The sequence below is a fragment of the Flindersiella endophytica genome (genome assembly GCF_054779015.1).
The window spans coordinates 309,283-324,986 of sequence record NZ_BAAGYY010000023.1 but is presented as its reverse complement, the minus strand read 5'-3'; the positions used below and the strand labels follow the sequence as shown (position 1 = coordinate 324,986).

Sequence of the window (15,704 nt, the reverse complement as noted above, 5' to 3'; positions counted from 1 at the left end):
GATGCTACGGGCGTCCGCCGAGATCACCACCAACCGGGCGCCGCAGTTGCTCATCATCCGAGCCGGCCGCCTGCTTCTCGGCGTGCTTCTCCAGCGCCGAACGCAGCTCGGAGCGTACGAAGTCACGGGTTGCGACGTCACCGAGCGCGATCCGCAGCGACGCGATCTCGCGCGCCAGGAACTCCATGTCGGCCCTGGCCTGCGCGTCCGCCGCACGGTCCCGTTCGTACTGAACGCGGTCCCGCGCCTCCTGCCGGTTCTGCGCCAGCAGGATGAGCGGCGCGGCGTAGGAGGCCTGCGTGGAGAAGAAGAGGTTGAGCAGGATGAAGGGGTACGGGTCCCAGCGCAGCCCGAACAGCCCGATGAGGTTGATCAGGACCCACAGGATGACGAACATCGTCATGTACGCCAGGAACCGCGCGGTGCCCATGAACCGCGCGAATGTCTCGGCGAACCGCCCGAAGCGTTCCGGGTCGTACTCGAAGCGAACCGGCGAGCGGTTGGGCAGCTGCGGAACGTCCAGCCGCTGGCTGTCACGTGCCACGGGTCACCTCCGCATGGCGTTCCCGCCAGTCGGCGGGCAGCAGGTGGTCGAGCACGTCGTCGACGGTGACCGCGCCGACCAGCCGGCCCGCCTCGTCGACGACGGGCGCGGCGACGAGGTTGTAGGCCGCGAGGTAGCCGGTGACGTCCTCCAGCGAGGTCTCCGGCCGTAGCGCCTCGAGCTCGGTGTCGGTGGCGGCGGAGACGAGCGTCGAGGGGGGCTCGCGGAGCAGGCGCTGGATGTGGACGACGCCGAGGTACTTGCCGGTCGGCACCTCCAGCGGCTGCCGGCAGACGTAGGCCATCGCGCTCATCGCCGGGCTGAGCTCCTCGGTGCGTAAGCGGGCAAGGGCGTCGGCGACCGTCGCGTCCGGCGGCAGGATGACGGGCTCGGTGGTCATCAGCCCGCCGGCGGTGTTGCCGGGATAGGTGAGCAGGCGGCGTACGTCGTCGGCGTCCTTCGGCGTCATCAACGTCAGCAGCTGTTCGGCGGTCGCCTCCGGCAGCTGGCCGAGCAGGTCGGCCGCGTCGTCGGGGCCCATCTCCGACACGACGTCGGCAGCGCGCGTGATGTCGAGCGCGGTGAGGATCTGCACCTGGTCGGCTTCGGGAAGCTCTTCGAGTACGTCGGCGAGGCGCTCGTCGTGGAGCGCGCCCGCTGCCTCGATCCGGCGCTTCGGCGACAGGTCGTGCAGGAAGCCCGCGAGGTCGGCGGGACGGAGGTCGGCGAGCGTTTCGAGCAGGCGGGTGGCGTCCTGGCTCTCCTCTTCCTCGGTGAACCCGGCGACGTCGGCCCAGTCGACCACCTCGGTCTGCCGGCGCCGGCGGAACCGGTGGCGGCGGCCCTTGAACACCGCGACCTTGGTGAACGTCCAGTCACCCGTACGCGCCTGCTCCATGCCGATGTCGAAGACGACGACCTGCTCGCCGGTCTCGCGGATGCGTACGGTCTTGTCGAGTAGCCCGCCGATCGCGAGCGTCTCGGTGGGACGCTGCTGGAACCGGCGTACGTTGACCAGACCGGTCACGATCACCTGGCCGGCCGCGATCGAGGTCACGCGGGTGACGGGTACGAAGATGCGGCGCCATGCCGCGACCTCGACAACCAGCCCGACGACCCGCGGCGGGCGGTTGGTGGGCGGAAGCATCGCGACGACGTCGCGGACGTTGCCCACCTCGTCGCCGATCGGGTCGTACACCGGCGTTCCCGCCAACCGCGCGACGTATACGCGGCTTGCCATCGTCATCCTTCCGACGCAGGGAGACGTGCTGAACTTCTCAAGTCTTACCCCGAGAGCGAAACGGTCATCTTTCGCAGACGATGCCATCGTGGTCGCGATCTGTGTACCAGGAGTATTCGGGATCGGCGCCCGTACGGTAAGGGCCGTGTCCGTGGGCGATCGCCTCGGCGCAGCTGGCGTAGCGCGGGTCGGCCCGGTCGCTCAGCCAGTCCTTGCCGGCGACGGGGATCACGACCAGTGCGACCGTCAGGAAGGCCAGCAGCGTCGCGGCTCGGATCGTCTTGACACGCCGGGGTACGAGAGGCGGGCTCGGCCGGTCACGGTCGATCGAGCGACGATCCATGCTTGGCCCCTCCGCGTCGCAGAAACGTCGGGCGATATAACGGTCGGCCACCGGCGGCCGTCGGTTACAGAGGCATAGGTCATCGATGCGTTCGGCAGCAGCCGGCAGACGATCCAAGCCGCGACGACGTGAGCACGCTGAGGCGTCAGCCGGCCGGCGTTGGCTGGGCGCCTGAGCAGAGTCCTCAGGAGAGCTTGCGCGCCTTGGTCGGGCGGCGGTGGATGACCCAGGGGAGGCGGCCCTGGGTGGTGGCGGGGGTCTCCGGGGGCCGGGCCGCTGCCTCGTCCGACGGCATCCGGCCCGGATGCTCGGGCACCTCGCCGGTCGGGCGGAGGCGGACGACCACGGCCGACGCGGCCCACTGGTCCGGCAGCGTCGCGGACTCGACGGCGTTCAGGCGTTCGGCACGCAAGGACTTGGTCGCCGCCGCCCACTCCTCCGAGCCGGCCTCGACCCGTGACACCGTGGCCTCCCACGACACCAGCCGCGACCGCGCGTCCTTGGCTCGCATCGTCACCGTCGCGGAGGTGACGTCGGCCAACCCCGGCAGCGGTTGCTCGACGCTCTCGTCAGCGCCCGCCGCCACGACATACGCCGCTCCGTCGAGCCAGACGTGCCACGCCGGCCGCGCGCGTTGGCTGCCGGAGTAGGTCAGCCACAGCACCGACGACTTCTTTCCGGCCTCCTCGATCAACGCCGTCAGGAGCTCGGGCCGCATCGACGCTTCCGCGGAATCGGTCATGACACCAGCTCCACCTTCGGTACGCCAGGAGGCTCGAATCCCAGCACCTGACCGTAGAACGACAGCTCCGCCTCCGTGGCCGCGATGATCGACTCCGCCTTGCGGAAGCCGTGCTGCTCGCCCTCGAACACGATCAGCGCGTGCGGAATCCCCTTCTCCACCAGTGCGTCCCGGAACACCTCGGCCTGCGACCGCGGAACGATCGGGTCCTCGGCGCCCTGCAGCAACAGCACCGGGCACGCCGTCGACGCCGCGTTGGTCAGCGGGGAGCGTTCCTTCGCCACGGCCGCCGCGCCCGGGAACGGCCCGATCAGCCCATCCAGGTAACGCGATTCGAAGTCGTGCGTGATCTCGTTGAACATCCTTACGTCGGTCACGCCGAACAGCGACGTGCCGGCCGCGAACACCTTCGTACGGGTGACGGCGCACAACGCCGTCCAGCCACCCGCGCTGCCGCCGCGAATCGCCAGCCGCGAGCCGTCGGCATCGCCCCTGTCAACCAACGCCTGCGCGGCGGCCGCGCAGTCGTCGACGTCGACGATGCCCCACTGCTCGCGCAGCCGCTCGCGGTAGGCCCGTCCGTAGCCGGTCGAGCCGCCGTAGTTGACGTCGAGGACGCCGATTCCGCGGCTGGTGAGGTAGGCCGTCGCGAGGCTCAGCGTCGCATCCGAGTGGCCCGTCGGCCCGCCGTGGGCGAACACGACGTACGGCGGCCGCTCGCCTTCCGGAGCCGCGAAGGCCGGGTTGCGCGGCGGATAGATGTTGACGTGGATGTCGCGCCCGTCGGCGGCGTACAACGTCGTCGACTCGGGAACTGGCAGGTAGTCCGAGGCGGGCAGCTTCGACACGTCGACCGACTGGCGGACGACCTCGGTCGAGCCGGACGCCACGTCGAGCCGGGCGATGGTGGTGGGCGTCAGCGGGCCGCTCGCCGGGAACACGGCCGAGTTGCCGGTGACCGACAGCGCCGGCATGACGTTGGCGTACGGCAGGTCGAAGTCGGTCAGCTCGCCGCTCGCGGGGTCGAGCACGCCGATCCGCTGCCGGCTGGTGCCGTGCGTCACCAGCAGCCGGCCGTCGGGCAGGATGCCGTACGACGCGAAGCCCAGCAGCCAGAGTGGATCGCCGAACTCCTCCTCAGCGGGGTGCAGCGGCGTCGGCGATCCGCCGGCGGCCGGGACGGAGTAGAGGTTCCACCAGCCCGACCGGTCGGACGCGGCGTACAGCGTGTCGTCGGACGCCCACTCCGGCTGGTAGATCGACTCGGCCGGACCGCCAAGCAGGGTTGAGTATTCGGCGACCCGGCCGTCGGGGCCAAGCGCGCCGACGCGGAGCTCGGTGCCGTCCCACGGCATGTTCGGGTGGTCCCACGCGAGCCACGCCAGCCGGCTGCCGTCGGGCGAGATCCGCGGGAACGCCAGGAAGTGCGAGCCGCCGACGATCTCGCGCACCTCACCGTCGCCGGACACCGGCACGGCGACGATGTGCCGCGAGATCTCCTTGCCCTGGTGGCGTTCACGGACGGCGAGCACCTCGGTGCCGTCGGCGGTGAGCCGCAGGTCGGCATAGCGCAGGCCGGCCGGCTCGGACGGCTCCGGCGTCAACGCGACCGGCTCGGCGGCACCCGGATCGAGCCGGTAGAGCCGCTGATCGGCGAAGTTGGCGAACACGAGCGCGGGCGAGCCGCCGTCACCGGCGCCCGGCACGGCGACCCAGCTGACGCCGCCGTACTCGTGCACCCGGCTGCGGGCGTTCCAAGGCTCCGGCAGGAGCTCGGAGACGGTGCCGTCGGCGCGGCGAGCCATCACGGCCGTGCGCCCACCCTTGTCGAGCTGGGTTTCCGACCACCAGATCTCGTCACCGACGATCGAGGAGAAGCTGACCGGCCGCCCGGCCTCCGTCAGCATCGTCGCGGTGATCGGAGACTGCCACTCGCCATACGGCGCGATCGTCTGCGTGCTCATGACTTGCCACGATAGGCCATGTCTCCCAGCGAGCGCTGGTGAAGCTCGCGGCGCAGCCGCGCCGGCAGCGTGGATGCGGGCCACGCGCCAGAGGCGCAGATTCAGTAGAGGGCGTCTCCGAAGGAGTCAGGCGATGTCTGGGAGGCGTGGCCTGTCTCGCCGTTCGCCAGTAGCGGATCTGCTGGCTTCGGCCGGTGGACGGGAGTTGAATCACGGCCATGAGGACGCAAGCTGAACGTTCCTGGACTCCACCGGAGACCCGCGAGGTACGAACGCCCGGTGGTCGCGTGTTGCGTTATTGCTTGTACGGCCCGAAGGACGGCGTGCGCCTCGTCGTCCATGGTGGCACTCCGAGCACACGATGGCTGACCGCCAAGGGCGTCGAGCGGTTCGAGCGGGCAGGCATCCGGGCCATGGTCTACGACCGGCCTGGCTACGGCGGCTCCACCCGCCAGCCCGGCCGGCAGGTCGTCGACGCGGTCGAAGACGTACGCCTGCTGGTCGACGCCGAGGGCTGGGACCGGTTCGCGACGTTCGGCGGGTCCGGCGGCGGGCCGCACACGCTCGCCTGTGCGGCCCGGCTCCCCGATCGCGTGACCCGCTGCGCCGCGATGGTGAGCGTGGCGCCCTACGACGCCCACGGGCTCGACTGGTACGCCGGCATGTCGCCGGGCAACGTCGAGGAGTTCACGCTCGCCCAGCAGGGCGAGGCTGCCTACCGTCCGCTGGTCGAACGGATCGGGCGCGAGGCGGCCGAGCGCGTCAGCCGCAGCGAGGTCCCGATCGGCGACGAGTACGCCATGCCGGAGTCCGACCTCGCCGAGGCACGCCGCCGGCTCGCCGAGAACACACCGGGCCAGCGGGAGGTCGGCGTGCAACAGTGGTCGGGCGGCTTCGACGGCTGGATCGACGACTGCATCGCGTTCGTCCGGCCGTGGGGCTTCGGCGTCGACGAGATCACCGTGCCGGTCGGCATCTGGTACGGCCCCGACGACGTGCTGGTCCCACGCGGGCACGCCGACTGGCTCCTCGGCCAGGTGCCCGGCGCGAAAGGCCATGAACTGGCCGGCGGGCACCTGGCGTCGGAAGCCGATCTGGCGGCGATCAACGGCTGGCTCGCCGCCGCCGCTTAGCCTTGTGCTCGGCGTCCGGGTCGATCGGATCGATGATGAGCACGCGCGTTCCGCCATTGGTACGACGGGTCAAACCCTCGGAACGCATGTGGACATACTTCGGGTTCAGCTTGAATTTCTTGAAGTTGGCCTTAGCCGGGCGCATGCATACGTCTCCTCGGCGCCGGTGGGAGGGATGTGAAGAAATCCCTCCGGCGCCGAGGACGCATGGGAATCGCGAACTACGACAGGGGTTCCGCCGGGTCACTGCAGCACCGGAAGGCAAGCTCCGGTGTTGCAGCCATGGCGGTTTCCCTTCGTTCGCGGACGTTTCCTGGAACGAAAAGGTACGCGTCAGAAGCGTTTCCGTGCGAGTGGTTTTTCAGCGCTCCGAATGGAGTTGTTGCCAGATCTCGATTCCGTCGAGCGATCCGTCGCGAATATCCTGCGTCAGCTTGCGCGTCCACTCGAGCTCGGCGCGCAGCATCGCTACGACGTACTCCCACTCGATGACGAAGACCCGCCGCAGCTCGGCCGGGCGGTCCCGAAGTGAGGCCTCCTCGCGGGCGAGCTGGCGTTCGAGGGTGAAACAGCGCAGCTCCAGCAGACTGGCCACCTCGCCGGGCGGCAGGCCGCCGGCCAGCGACAGCCCGGCCTCGAACTGCGTGTATTCCTTGACCGGTGTGCTGAGCAACTCCGACAGCCAGTCCTCGAACTCCGCGCGGCCCGCGGGCGTCGCGGCGTAGACGGTGCGTTCCGGTCGCCGGCCCTCCCGGATCGTCTCGCGTTCCTCGATCAGGCCGTGCTGGGTGAGCTTCTCGACAACGGAATAGAGCGATCCGTAGTTGAGCCGAATGCTGCCTTCCTTGTTGCGCTCGCGGAGCGTACGGGACATCTCGTACGGGTGCATGGGCCGTTCGAGCAGGAGGGCGAGCACAGCCAGCGCAAGTGGGTTGGACACCTTTCGGCGGGTCATGGCTTGACTATTTCATGCGCTATCCTCAGAGCGGTCTAGGACAGCCCCGCTGGTCGGAGGGAGGTAGGTAACGGTGATCTGCTCTGTTTCCTGCCCCCATGCCGCCACGTCGGGCCGCAGACCCGGCTGACCCGGTTCGACCGGCGGTCCTTGGGGGAGACCCCAATCCGGAGGACCGATGTCCAAACTCGTGATCCGCCCGCTACGACCGGGCGAGAGCAAGCTCTTCCTTTCCTATCCCTGTCCGCGGCTGCCCGAGCTCTGGGAGACCGCGCGAGACTACGAAGCCCTGATCGAGGCCGGTGAGTACCGGCCGGAGCACACCTGGGTCGCGATCAAGGACGACGTCGTCGTAGCCCGCGCGTGCTGGTGGGCCGGCCCGGACGACGAACGCCCGGCCGCGCTGGACTGGCTGGAGGCCGAGCCCGGTCCGCGGCAGGTCGAGCTCGGCACCAAGCTGCTGCTCATCGCGCACGAGAAGATGCGCAACGACGAGGGCGCGCGACCCGACTATCACCTGTTCCTGCCGTCCGGCTGGCGCGAGCGTCCGGACTACAAGGCCGCGGCCGAGGCCCGGCTGGAGGCGGCGCGGAACGCCGGCCTGGAGCCGTTCGTCGAGCGGCTGTCGTACCGCTGGTCGGCGGAGCGGGACGGCCTGCCGGAGCGCGGTGACCGCCTGGAGTTCCGGCCCGCCGACGACGCGCAGATGCTCGCCGCGCTGCGCGACGTGCTGAGCGGAACGCTCGACGCGCACAGCCGCCGCGACGTCGCCAAGCACGGGCTCGACAAGGCGGCGGAGCTCGACCTGAAGAACCTCTACTGGTTCCCGTCGCCGCGGGAGTGGTGGCAGCTGGCGTACACCGCGAGCGGCGACCTGGCGGGCCTGATCATCCCGGCGCGCAACTACTCCATGCCGACGATCGGCTACATCGGCGTCGTTCCCGCGCAGCGCGGGCACGGCTATGTGAACGACCTGCTGGCCGAGATGGCCTGGCGGCTGTCGGAGCTGGCGCCGGGCGAGGAGGTCGGTGCCGACACCGACGTCGGGAACGTGCCGATGGCCAAGGCGTTCACCCGGGCCGGCTTCCGGAACACGGCCGTACGCATCGTGTCGAGCGACGCCCTGTCTTGACGATCGTGGATCGGTAAGTCTAGACTTACGGTTCGTGGAGACTTACCAAACCACGGCGTTGGACGCGCTGGGGGACCCGACCAGGCGGGCGATCTTCGAACGCCTCGGCCGGGGCCCCTGCGCGGTTGGCGAGCTCGCTCGTGAGCTCCCGGTCAGCCGGCCCGCGGTCTCCCAGCACCTCAAGGTGCTCAAGCAGGCCGGGCTCGTCGTGGACCACGCCGCCGGCACCCGGCGGCTGTACCGGCTTAACCCGCAGGGGATCGAGGCGCTGCGTGCGTACTTCCAGGTCTTCTGGCAGCGGGCGATGGCGGATTTCGGCGCGGCCGCCGAGGCCGAGCATGCGAAGGACAAGGGAGCGGAGCGATGACTTCCGTACAAAGCGACGAGGTGCGGGTGGAGCTCACCGTCGAGGCACCGATCGAGACGGCGTTCAAGGTGTTCACCGACGGGTTCGACACGTGGTGGCCGCGGGCGCACCACATCGGCTCGGGAGAGCTGGTGGAGGCGGTGATCGAGCCTCGGGAAGGCGGCCGGTGTTACGGGCGCGAGGCCGACGGTACGAAGTGCCCGTGGGGGACGGTGCTGGTCTGGGAGCCGCCGAAGCACCTGGCGTTCTCGTGGGAGATCTCGCTGGAGTGGCAGGCCGAGCCGGACGCGGCGAAGGCGAGCCGGGTCGACGTCACGTTCGAGACGGTCGGGCCGGCGCAGACGACAGTGACGCTCGTACACGCCGGCTTCGACCGCCACGGCGACGGCTGGGAGTCGATGCGCGACGGCGTTGCCGGCGAGGGTGGCTGGCACAGCCTGGTCGACTCCTACGCGAAAGCGGCCGAGGCAGCGGCAACCGCCGCCTGAGCCCAGCGCGAATGACCACGTTAACCACGCTAGACGGACCTTCGCCACGCTCCGGGGCGTGGTTAACCCGCCAAAACCGTGGTTAACGTGGTCATTCGCGCCAGTGGGGAGCCGGAGCTCCGGGCGGTGCGTCAGCCGAGGCGGCTGCCGAACGTGGAGTACAGCCAGCCGAGGTCGTCGGCGCGGTCGACGCGGTAGACGCCGCCGGTGCCTCCGCACGTGCCGTTCATGCCGAAGGACGTAACGCCACCCACGACATTGCTGTTGCCGATGAAGTTGGGTCCGCCGGAGTCACCGAAGCAGGTCCCGCCGGTGTTGGCGTTGTTGGACAGCAGGACGGAGTAGTCGCCGGTGAGGCCGGTGTTGATCTGGATCAGGTGCGGACTGGCGAGCATACGCACGCGCTGGCTCTGTTCCTTCCAGGACGCCGCGTCGGGGAAGCTCTTCTGCAGGCCGTACCCGACGGCGGTGAACGTCAGGTCCTTGCTGCCGCGTGCGGTGGCCAGCGAGTCCAGGACGTCCTGCTTGGGGAGCGCGCCGTACTTGCTCAGCTTCACCGGCTTGTCGAGCACGACCACGCCGAGGTCGTAGCGGTAGAAGGCGTTCGGGTCGTAGCTGGGATGGGTGTAGGGCTTGCCTCCGACGTCGCCGTCGTTCGGGTAGCCGTTGGCCGGAATGCCCGACTCGACGTCGGCCGCGAACCAGATCTCGGCGTGCGCGGCGGGCGCTTCGGTGCAGTGCCCGGCCGTCAGGAACAGGGTTGACGACAGGAGGGTGCCGCTGCATCGCCAGAGCGGTGCGCCCTTGGCGTCCTGGGCGACCATCAGCCCGACGTACGGATGGCGGTTGCCGTCGAGCTCGCCGTCTGTGATGGCGGCGGCCGGGCCGACGGAGAAAGTGAGGATTGCGAGTACAGAGGCCGTGAGTGCCAGCATCTTCTTGATCATGAGCGCTCCCTGGTGATGCCGATAACGCTGGCGTCACTGTAATCCGCGGGTACCGCGATATGGAGCGTTTTGGCCGGAGGTGCGGAAATCGGCCACCGGCAGGCAAGGCTTGGCGCCGACGACCGCGTTGACCCGCGCGTTACTCGCGCGCCCAACGCGGTCGTCCGAAGCTGAGGCGGTGCCTCAGAGCCAGCGGTTGCGCTTGAGGTAGCGGTGGAGCAGGAAGCAGACCACGACGATCACGGCCATCACCACGGGATAGCCCCAGGCCGTGTGGAGGCCGGGCATGAAGTCGAAGTTCATGCCGTAGACCCCGGCGATCATCGTCGGCACGGCGAGGATCGCGACCCAGGCCGAGATCTTGCGCATGTCCTCGTTCTCGGCAACGGTGAGTTGCGCCAGGCTCGCCTGCAGGATCGAGGTCAGCAGCTCGTCGAACGAGGCAACCTGGTCGCGTACGCGCGTCAAGTGGTCCTCGACGTCGCGGAAGTACTCCCGGATCGGCTGTGACACCAGGCGGATCGGGCGTTCCGACAGCTGCCGCAACGGCCCGGCCAGTGGCGCGACCGCGCGCTTGAGCTCCAGTACCTCGCGCTTGAGGTGGTAGACCCGCTCGACGTTACGCGCGCCCCGCGCGCTGAACACCGAGATCTCGATCTCGTCGATGTCGTCCTGCAGCTCGTCGACCGCTGCGAGGTAGTCGTCGACGACACGGTCCGCGATGGCGTGCAGGACGGTGGACGGCCCGTTCGCGAGGTGCTCGGGGTTGTCCTCGAGCGACCGGCGTACCTTGCCGAGTGCCGAGTGGTCGCCGTGGCGGACGGTCACCACGAACTCCGGCCCGACGAACACCATGACCTCGCCGGTCTCGACGACCTCGCTGCTGGTGGTGAGCTGCTCGTGCGGGCAGTAGCGCACGGTCTTGAACACCGCGAACAGCATGTCTTCGTAGCGTTCCAGCTTCGGCCGCTGGTGCGCGGTGACCGCGTCCTCGACGGCCAGCGGGTGCAGGTCGAACTCGGCGGCGATGTCGGCCAGTTGGTCCTCGGTGGGCTCGAACAGGCCGATCCACACGAAGCCGCCGCCCTGACGGGCCTGCCGGACCGCCTCGGCGTAGGAGGCGATGTCGTTCTGGCGCTCACCGTCGCGGTAGAACGCCCAGTCGACGATCGCGGAGTCGGCGCCGATGATCGGCTCGGCCGGCGGGGGCGGAGCGGCGTGGGGGGTACGCCGGCGGATCGCGCTGATCATCGCGCGGGCCCGTCGGCCGGACAAAACTGCGGTGTGGTTGGGGAAGTTCCGAACGCTGCTGGGCGCGGCCATCATGACCACCTCCTCGTCGAACAGGGAAACGGCTTGGATGCAGGCGGAGGCCCTCCGCCGCGGCCGGATATCCCTGAGGAGCTGGCGCCAGGCTAGATCAGCGCGAGTCGGGTCCGGTGACGACGGAGGACGGTAGTACTTGGGGGATAGGCGTTATTCACCCGAAGCCACCTCCTCGCAGCCGGACCCCCGTGGGGGTGCAGACGGATCGTGAGCGTTCGCCGGAACCAGATGGTTCGGCAGGCCCCCCGATTTGGGCTCTAACGGACACGATGCGTGCGTCAGACGCACAGCCGTCGCTTAGAGTACCTTAAAAATCCGCAGATTGCGCGGCGGGTTGGGCATTCTCGCCTAGGGTAAGTCGGTTGATCACGGTAGACATAGGTGACGAGCAAAGCCGAGAAAGAAGGCGGGCCATGTCGCTGCCACTCCCCGAACCCCCTTCGGGTCTTCCCGTGGGTTCCTACCCGACGTACGCCGAAGCGCAGCGAGCTGTCGACTACCTCTCCGACCAGAAGTTCCCCGTCCAGCACGTGACGATCGTGGGCAGTGACCTGAAGCTCGTCGAACGTGTGACCGGCCGCCTCACCCAGGGCCGGGCCGTCGCCGCGGGCGCGATGGGCGGCGCCTGGTGGGGCCTGTTCGTCGGCGTGCTGATGATGCTGTTCGCGCCTGCCTCGGTCAACGGCCTCGTGCTGGTGCTGACCGGCATCGTGTTCGGTGCCGTTTTCGGCCTGATCTTCGGCTGGCTCGGCTACCGCGCCACGGGCGGCCACCGCGACTTCACCTCACGTACACAAGTGGTTGCCAGCACCTACGACGTGCTCTGCCAGCCGAAGTACGCCGAGGAGGCACGCAACCACCTGGCCCACCTGGCCCTGCAGACCGGCACTCTCTAGCCACCCGAGCGCGCTGCCGCGTTACAGAACCGAGACCTGAGCGGGTTTGCAGGCTTGGTGCAGGTCGCCGGAAAGGCTTGCGGGAACGCGAGCCCAGCGGTCAGAGTTGTTCCAGGCAGCGGGACTGCGAGGGGACGGCCGTGGAGGAAATCGCCGGTGGCGCGCCGATGACCAAGGAAGCGGTCGATCGCGCTCTCGAACGCCTCCGGGCCGACCAGGACCGCATCTCCACTGCTCTGCTCGACCTCGACAACCACGTCGGCCACCGGCTGCTCGACAGCGCTGACCTGACGGGCCTCACCCGAAGGCGATGGGACGAGGCACGCGCCCAGATCGAGCGGTTGTGGCGGCTGTTCGACGCCTACGGCCGCACGCTCGAAGACGCGCAGCGGCTACGCGAGCGCAAGGCGAAGCCCGACCCGCCGGCGCTCGAACACCTCACCAAGCTGCTGACCGGCCCGGTCGTCGTACCCGACGGCGAGGAGATCCCGCTGCAGCAGCGCACACTGCTCGGGCCGACGCAGGCGACCCTGACACTCGACGCCGCCGTCACGGAGATGACCGAGGCCTACGACCGCGCGACCGAGATGGTGGCGGCCGCCGACGCGGCCTGGTCGGTGCTGCTGGCCCGGATCGCCGAGCTCGACCAGACCCACAAGAGCGTGACCGAGCTGGCGGCCGACCTCGGCGTCCACCCGCCCGAGGCGGAGCAGCTCGCGGCCCGGCTGGAGGAGCTGCGCGCGACCGTTCAGGGCGACCCGCTGTCGTTCGGTGCTCCAGGGCAGCTCGACACCCGGCGGTTCGACCAGCTCGCCGCCGCGTACGCCACGCTCGAGAACGAGCTCTCGGAGGCCAGGCGAGCCCGCGACGAGTGCGAGACTCGGCTGGGCGGCCTCACCACCACGCTCGACCGGATCCGCGAGACCTACGACCGCACGGTGCGGGCGCGCGAGGCCGTCCTGGCCAAGATCGCCGATCCGGTTCTTCCAGAGCAGCCCGACGTGCTCGCCGATCTCACCGGCCGGCTCGATGCCCTCGCGTTGTTGCGGAATCGAGGCCGCTGGAGCGAGCTGGCGGGCAGAATGAACGATCTCGAACGTGCGACCGCCGACGGCCTGCGTACGGCTGAGGAGGTGTTCCAGGCGATCGCCGGGCTGCTGGACCGGCGCAACGAGCTACGCGGCCGGCTGGAGGCCTACCGCGCAAAGGCCGCCCGGCTCGGGCATGCGGAGGACACCGACCTCGACCGCCTGTACTTGCGGGCACGGCAACTGCTGTGGTCGGCGCCATGTGATCTCGGTGCGGCGACCGTCGCGGTCGCGACGTACCAACGTGCGGTGGGTTCGGTCAGCACCTGAGGGTGTGAGCCGAGGAGCTTGAGCCCCAGGAGTTTGAGCCCAGGAGTGAGCAGGGAGGCGAGCCGGTATGGAGCGGTGCACGAACTCCGGCTGCGCGGGCGTGGTCGAGGACGGCTACTGCAACGTGTGCGGGCTCGCGCCGGACGTCGACAGCGCGGCGGAACCGATCGAGTCCGAACCTGCCAACCCTGCCGCTCCGGTGGCCGGCACCGCAGGAACGGAAGCCGGGGAGACCTCCACCTCCACTCCTTCGCAGGCGACCTCCACCGGCTCGTCCCGCCGCGGCATGCTCGGAGCCGGGCTGATCGAGGTGCCGCCGGTGCCCTACCGCGACCCCGCGACGGCCATCCTCGAAAACCCCGAGGTGCCCGAGCGCAAGCGGTTCTGCAGCTCGTGCGGTGAGCTCGTCGGCCAGAGCCGCGACGGCCGGCCGGGCCGCGCGGAAGGCTTCTGCCGCAAGTGCGGGCAGCGCTTCTCGTTCACGCCGAAGCTCAAGACCGGGCAACTGGTCGGGGGCCAGTACGAAGTGCTCGGCTGTCTCGCGCACGGCGGTCTCGGCTGGGTCTACCTCGCCAGGGACAAGAACGTCAACGACCGCTGGGTCGTGCTGAAGGGCCTGCTCGACAGCGACGACGCCGAGTCGATGGCGGCGGCCGCCACCGAACGCGCGTTCCTCGCCGAGGTCGAGCACCCGAACATCGTCAAGATCTACAACTTCGTCCAGGAACACGACGTCCGTACGGGCGCCGCCGCCGGCTACATCGTGATGGAGTACGTCGGCGGGCAGTCACTGAAGGAGATCCTGCGGCAGAAGCGCGAAGCCGAGGGCGAGGACGCCTGCCTGCCGCTCGGCCAGGTGATCGCGTACGCGCTGGAGGTGCTGCGCGCGATGGGTTACCTCCACGACCACGGCCTGCTCTACTGCGACTTCAAGCCCGACAACGCGATCCAGTCCGAGGAACAGCTGAAGCTGCTCGACCTCGGCGGCGTCCGCCGGATGGCCGACGACGACAGCCCGATCTACGGCACGCCGGGCTACCAGGCTTCGGAGATCTCCGAGGACGGCCCGTCGATCAGCTCCGACCTCTACACCGTCGCGCGCTCGATGGCCGTGCTGTCGTTCCCGTTCCGCGGCTATCAGGGCATCTTCTCCACCACGATGCCGCCGCGCGACAAGGTGCCGTTGCTGAAGGAGCAGGAGTCATACGACCGGTTCCTGCGGCGGGCGACCCACGCCAACCCACGCAAGCGGTTCCAGAGCGCGGCGGAGATGTCCGAACAGCTCACCGGCATCCTGCGTGAGGTGCTGTCCGCGCAGGACGGCCGGCCGCGGCCGGCTCCGTCCACGCTGCTGGGCCCGGAGCAGGACGTTGTGGGCGCCGAGCTCGACCTCTCCTCCGGAGCGGAGGCGGTGTTCGAGCCGTTCGACCCGCGGGAGGCCGCGGCCGCGCTGCCGGCCGTGCTGGCGATGTCGCCGGAGGTCGGCCAGCTGCTCGCCCGCGCCTACTTCACGGCCGAAAGTATCGGCGAAACCGTTGCCCTGCTGGAGGAATGGGACTCCGGCAAGCGCCGCCAGCCGGAGTGGCAGGTCGAGTGGCTGCGCGGCCGGGTGGCGCTGGCGACCAAGCGATACGACGTCGCCCGGACCACGTTCGACCAGCTCTACTCCCTGCTCCCCGGCGAGCTCGCGGCCAAGCTGGCTTGCGGGTTCGCGTGCGAGGCCGAGGGCAAGCTCGACGAGGCGGCGCGGCGGTACGAAGTCGTCTGGCGTACCGACACGACCTACGTCAACGCCGCGTTCGGGCTGGCGAGAACCAAGCTGGCCAAGGCGGATCGGCCCGGCGCGATCGAGACGCTGTTGTCGGTGCCGAACTACTCCAGCTTCTACGTCACCGCGCAGGCGGCGGCCGTGCTGGCCACCGTTCGCGGCGTCGAGCCCGCCGGCCTGGACCTGACCGCGATGATCGAGGCCGGCGAGCGGTTGCTGCGGATCCGGATCGACGCCGAGCGCAAGGACCGGCTGGCGGCCGAGCTGCTGGAGAACGCGCTGGCCTGGCTGAGCAGTGGCCGGCCGGCTTCCAAGCTGCCGGACCACGCCGAACTGCTCGGCGTCGAGGTGGAGGAGGACGCCATCCGGCGTCGGCTGGAACGTACGTACCGCGGACTGGCGCGGCTGTCGAAGACGCCGCCGGAGCGCCACCTGCTGGTGGATCGGGCCAACTCCGTACGACCGAAGACTTGGTGGTGAGCGACTTGGGGGCAGATCCGA

At 69.5% G+C, this 15,704-nt stretch carries 16 protein-coding genes; 7 read left to right on the top strand and 9 right to left on the bottom strand.

What is annotated here, in order from left to right; translation table 11 throughout:
• Positions 1-4: 4 nt before the first annotated feature.
• The 5 genes from ACYVF6_RS25845 to ACYVF6_RS25825 form a co-directional block, all read right to left on the bottom strand.
• Positions 5-544 carry a DUF1003 domain-containing protein gene (locus ACYVF6_RS25845; RefSeq protein WP_460525115.1) on the bottom strand — a complete coding sequence of 180 codons (540 nt, stop codon included), beginning with the start codon at positions 542-544 and terminating at the stop codon, positions 5-7.
• On the bottom strand, positions 534-1,790 hold the full coding sequence (locus ACYVF6_RS25840; RefSeq protein ID WP_460525114.1) for a magnesium transporter MgtE N-terminal domain-containing protein: 1,257 nt from the start codon (positions 1,788-1,790) through the stop codon (positions 534-536). The genes ACYVF6_RS25845 and ACYVF6_RS25840 overlap by 11 nt, the downstream gene beginning before the upstream one ends.
• Positions 1,791-1,848: 58 nt before the next feature.
• The gene (locus tag ACYVF6_RS25835) at positions 1,849-2,127 is read right to left on the bottom strand and encodes an excalibur calcium-binding domain-containing protein (RefSeq protein WP_460525113.1); all 279 of its coding nucleotides are present in this window, start codon (positions 2,125-2,127) and stop codon (positions 1,849-1,851) included.
• A gap of 184 nt (positions 2,128-2,311) precedes the next feature.
• Positions 2,312-2,869, bottom strand: a complete 558-nt coding sequence (locus ACYVF6_RS25830; RefSeq protein ID WP_460525112.1) for a hypothetical protein — start codon at positions 2,867-2,869, stop codon at positions 2,312-2,314.
• A complete protein-coding gene (locus tag ACYVF6_RS25825) occupies positions 2,866-4,833 on the bottom strand; it encodes a S9 family peptidase (protein WP_460525111.1) in 1,968 nt (655 codons plus the stop codon). Before ACYVF6_RS25825 ends, ACYVF6_RS25830 begins: the two co-directional genes overlap by 4 nt.
• A 218-nt stretch (positions 4,834-5,051) precedes the next feature.
• Here ACYVF6_RS25825 and ACYVF6_RS25820 point away from each other — a divergent pair, with 218 nt between their 5' ends.
• Positions 5,052-5,966 (top strand): alpha/beta fold hydrolase, encoded by a 915-nt coding sequence (locus ACYVF6_RS25820; RefSeq protein WP_460525110.1) that lies wholly within the window; start codon positions 5,052-5,054, stop codon positions 5,964-5,966.
• Here ACYVF6_RS25820 and ACYVF6_RS25815 read toward each other — a convergent pair.
• Complete coding sequence (locus ACYVF6_RS25815) at positions 5,938-6,111, bottom strand: hypothetical protein (RefSeq protein WP_460525109.1); 174 nt, start codon at positions 6,109-6,111, stop codon at positions 5,938-5,940. The genes ACYVF6_RS25820 and ACYVF6_RS25815 overlap by 29 nt on opposite strands.
• 216 nt (positions 6,112-6,327) lie before the next feature.
• Positions 6,328-6,921, bottom strand: a complete 594-nt coding sequence (locus ACYVF6_RS25810) for a PadR family transcriptional regulator (RefSeq protein WP_460525108.1) — start codon at positions 6,919-6,921, stop codon at positions 6,328-6,330.
• Positions 6,922-7,099: 178 nt separating this feature from the next.
• On the opposite strand from ACYVF6_RS25810, the gene ACYVF6_RS25805 reads away from it, so the two are divergent.
• From ACYVF6_RS25805 to ACYVF6_RS25795, 3 genes are read left to right on the top strand one after another with little or no spacing between them, the layout of a single operon-like run.
• Positions 7,100-8,053 carry a GNAT family N-acetyltransferase gene (locus tag ACYVF6_RS25805; protein WP_460525107.1) on the top strand — a complete coding sequence of 318 codons (954 nt, stop codon included), beginning with the start codon at positions 7,100-7,102 and terminating at the stop codon, positions 8,051-8,053.
• 34 nt (positions 8,054-8,087) lie between these two features.
• Positions 8,088-8,420 carry an ArsR/SmtB family transcription factor gene (locus ACYVF6_RS25800; RefSeq protein ID WP_460525106.1) on the top strand — a complete coding sequence of 111 codons (333 nt, stop codon included), beginning with the start codon at positions 8,088-8,090 and terminating at the stop codon, positions 8,418-8,420.
• Positions 8,417-8,908 carry an SRPBCC family protein gene (locus ACYVF6_RS25795; protein WP_460525105.1) on the top strand — a complete coding sequence of 164 codons (492 nt, stop codon included), beginning with the start codon at positions 8,417-8,419 and terminating at the stop codon, positions 8,906-8,908. Before ACYVF6_RS25800 ends, ACYVF6_RS25795 begins: the two co-directional genes overlap by 4 nt.
• 131 nt (positions 8,909-9,039) lie before the next feature.
• On the opposite strand, the gene ACYVF6_RS25790 is transcribed toward ACYVF6_RS25795, so the two are convergent.
• Together ACYVF6_RS25790 and ACYVF6_RS25785 are read right to left on the bottom strand one after the other, a co-directional pair.
• Positions 9,040-9,855 (bottom strand): trypsin-like serine protease, encoded by an 816-nt coding sequence (locus ACYVF6_RS25790; protein WP_460525104.1) that lies wholly within the window; start codon positions 9,853-9,855, stop codon positions 9,040-9,042.
• Positions 9,856-10,038: 183 nt separating this feature from the next.
• Complete coding sequence (locus ACYVF6_RS25785) at positions 10,039-11,181, bottom strand: magnesium and cobalt transport protein CorA (RefSeq protein ID WP_460525103.1); 1,143 nt, start codon at positions 11,179-11,181, stop codon at positions 10,039-10,041.
• Between the two features lie 413 nt (positions 11,182-11,594).
• On the opposite strand from ACYVF6_RS25785, the gene ACYVF6_RS25780 reads away from it, so the two are divergent.
• From ACYVF6_RS25780 to ACYVF6_RS25770, 3 genes are all read left to right on the top strand, one after another.
• Positions 11,595-12,077 (top strand): YflT domain-containing protein, encoded by a 483-nt coding sequence (locus ACYVF6_RS25780; protein WP_460525102.1) that lies wholly within the window; start codon positions 11,595-11,597, stop codon positions 12,075-12,077.
• A 140-nt stretch (positions 12,078-12,217) separates the two neighbouring features.
• Positions 12,218-13,435, top strand: a complete 1,218-nt coding sequence (locus ACYVF6_RS25775; protein WP_460525100.1) for a hypothetical protein — start codon at positions 12,218-12,220, stop codon at positions 13,433-13,435.
• 67 nt (positions 13,436-13,502) lie between these two features.
• The gene (locus ACYVF6_RS25770) at positions 13,503-15,683 is read left to right on the top strand and encodes a serine/threonine-protein kinase (RefSeq protein ID WP_460525099.1); all 2,181 of its coding nucleotides are present in this window, start codon (positions 13,503-13,505) and stop codon (positions 15,681-15,683) included.
• The last annotated feature ends 21 nt before the right edge of the window (positions 15,684-15,704 follow it).

What these genes read in the sequence shown, in the direction of transcription:
- ACYVF6_RS25770 (WP_460525099.1), top strand. Translation starts at nt 13,503, where the DNA reads ATGGAGCGGTGCACGAACTCCGGCTGCGCGGGCGTGGTCGAGGACGGC.
- ACYVF6_RS25830 (WP_460525112.1), bottom strand. Translation starts at nt 2,869, where the DNA reads ATGACCGATTCCGCGGAAGCGTCGATGCGGCCCGAGCTCCTGACGGCG.
- ACYVF6_RS25795 (WP_460525105.1), top strand. Translation starts at nt 8,417, where the DNA reads ATGACTTCCGTACAAAGCGACGAGGTGCGGGTGGAGCTCACCGTCGAG.
- ACYVF6_RS25835 (WP_460525113.1), bottom strand. Translation starts at nt 2,127, where the DNA reads ATGGATCGTCGCTCGATCGACCGTGACCGGCCGAGCCCGCCTCTCGTA.
- ACYVF6_RS25790 (WP_460525104.1), bottom strand. Translation starts at nt 9,855, where the DNA reads ATGATCAAGAAGATGCTGGCACTCACGGCCTCTGTACTCGCAATCCTC.
- ACYVF6_RS25825 (WP_460525111.1), bottom strand. Translation starts at nt 4,833, where the DNA reads ATGAGCACGCAGACGATCGCGCCGTATGGCGAGTGGCAGTCTCCGATC.
- ACYVF6_RS25810 (WP_460525108.1), bottom strand. Translation starts at nt 6,921, where the DNA reads ATGACCCGCCGAAAGGTGTCCAACCCACTTGCGCTGGCTGTGCTCGCC.
- ACYVF6_RS25785 (WP_460525103.1), bottom strand. Translation starts at nt 11,181, where the DNA reads ATGATGGCCGCGCCCAGCAGCGTTCGGAACTTCCCCAACCACACCGCA.
- ACYVF6_RS25805 (WP_460525107.1), top strand. Translation starts at nt 7,100, where the DNA reads ATGTCCAAACTCGTGATCCGCCCGCTACGACCGGGCGAGAGCAAGCTC.
- ACYVF6_RS25840 (WP_460525114.1), bottom strand. Translation starts at nt 1,790, where the DNA reads ATGACGATGGCAAGCCGCGTATACGTCGCGCGGTTGGCGGGAACGCCG.
- ACYVF6_RS25820 (WP_460525110.1), top strand. Translation starts at nt 5,052, where the DNA reads ATGAGGACGCAAGCTGAACGTTCCTGGACTCCACCGGAGACCCGCGAG.
- ACYVF6_RS25780 (WP_460525102.1), top strand. Translation starts at nt 11,595, where the DNA reads ATGTCGCTGCCACTCCCCGAACCCCCTTCGGGTCTTCCCGTGGGTTCC.
- ACYVF6_RS25815 (WP_460525109.1), bottom strand. Translation starts at nt 6,111, where the DNA reads ATGCGCCCGGCTAAGGCCAACTTCAAGAAATTCAAGCTGAACCCGAAG.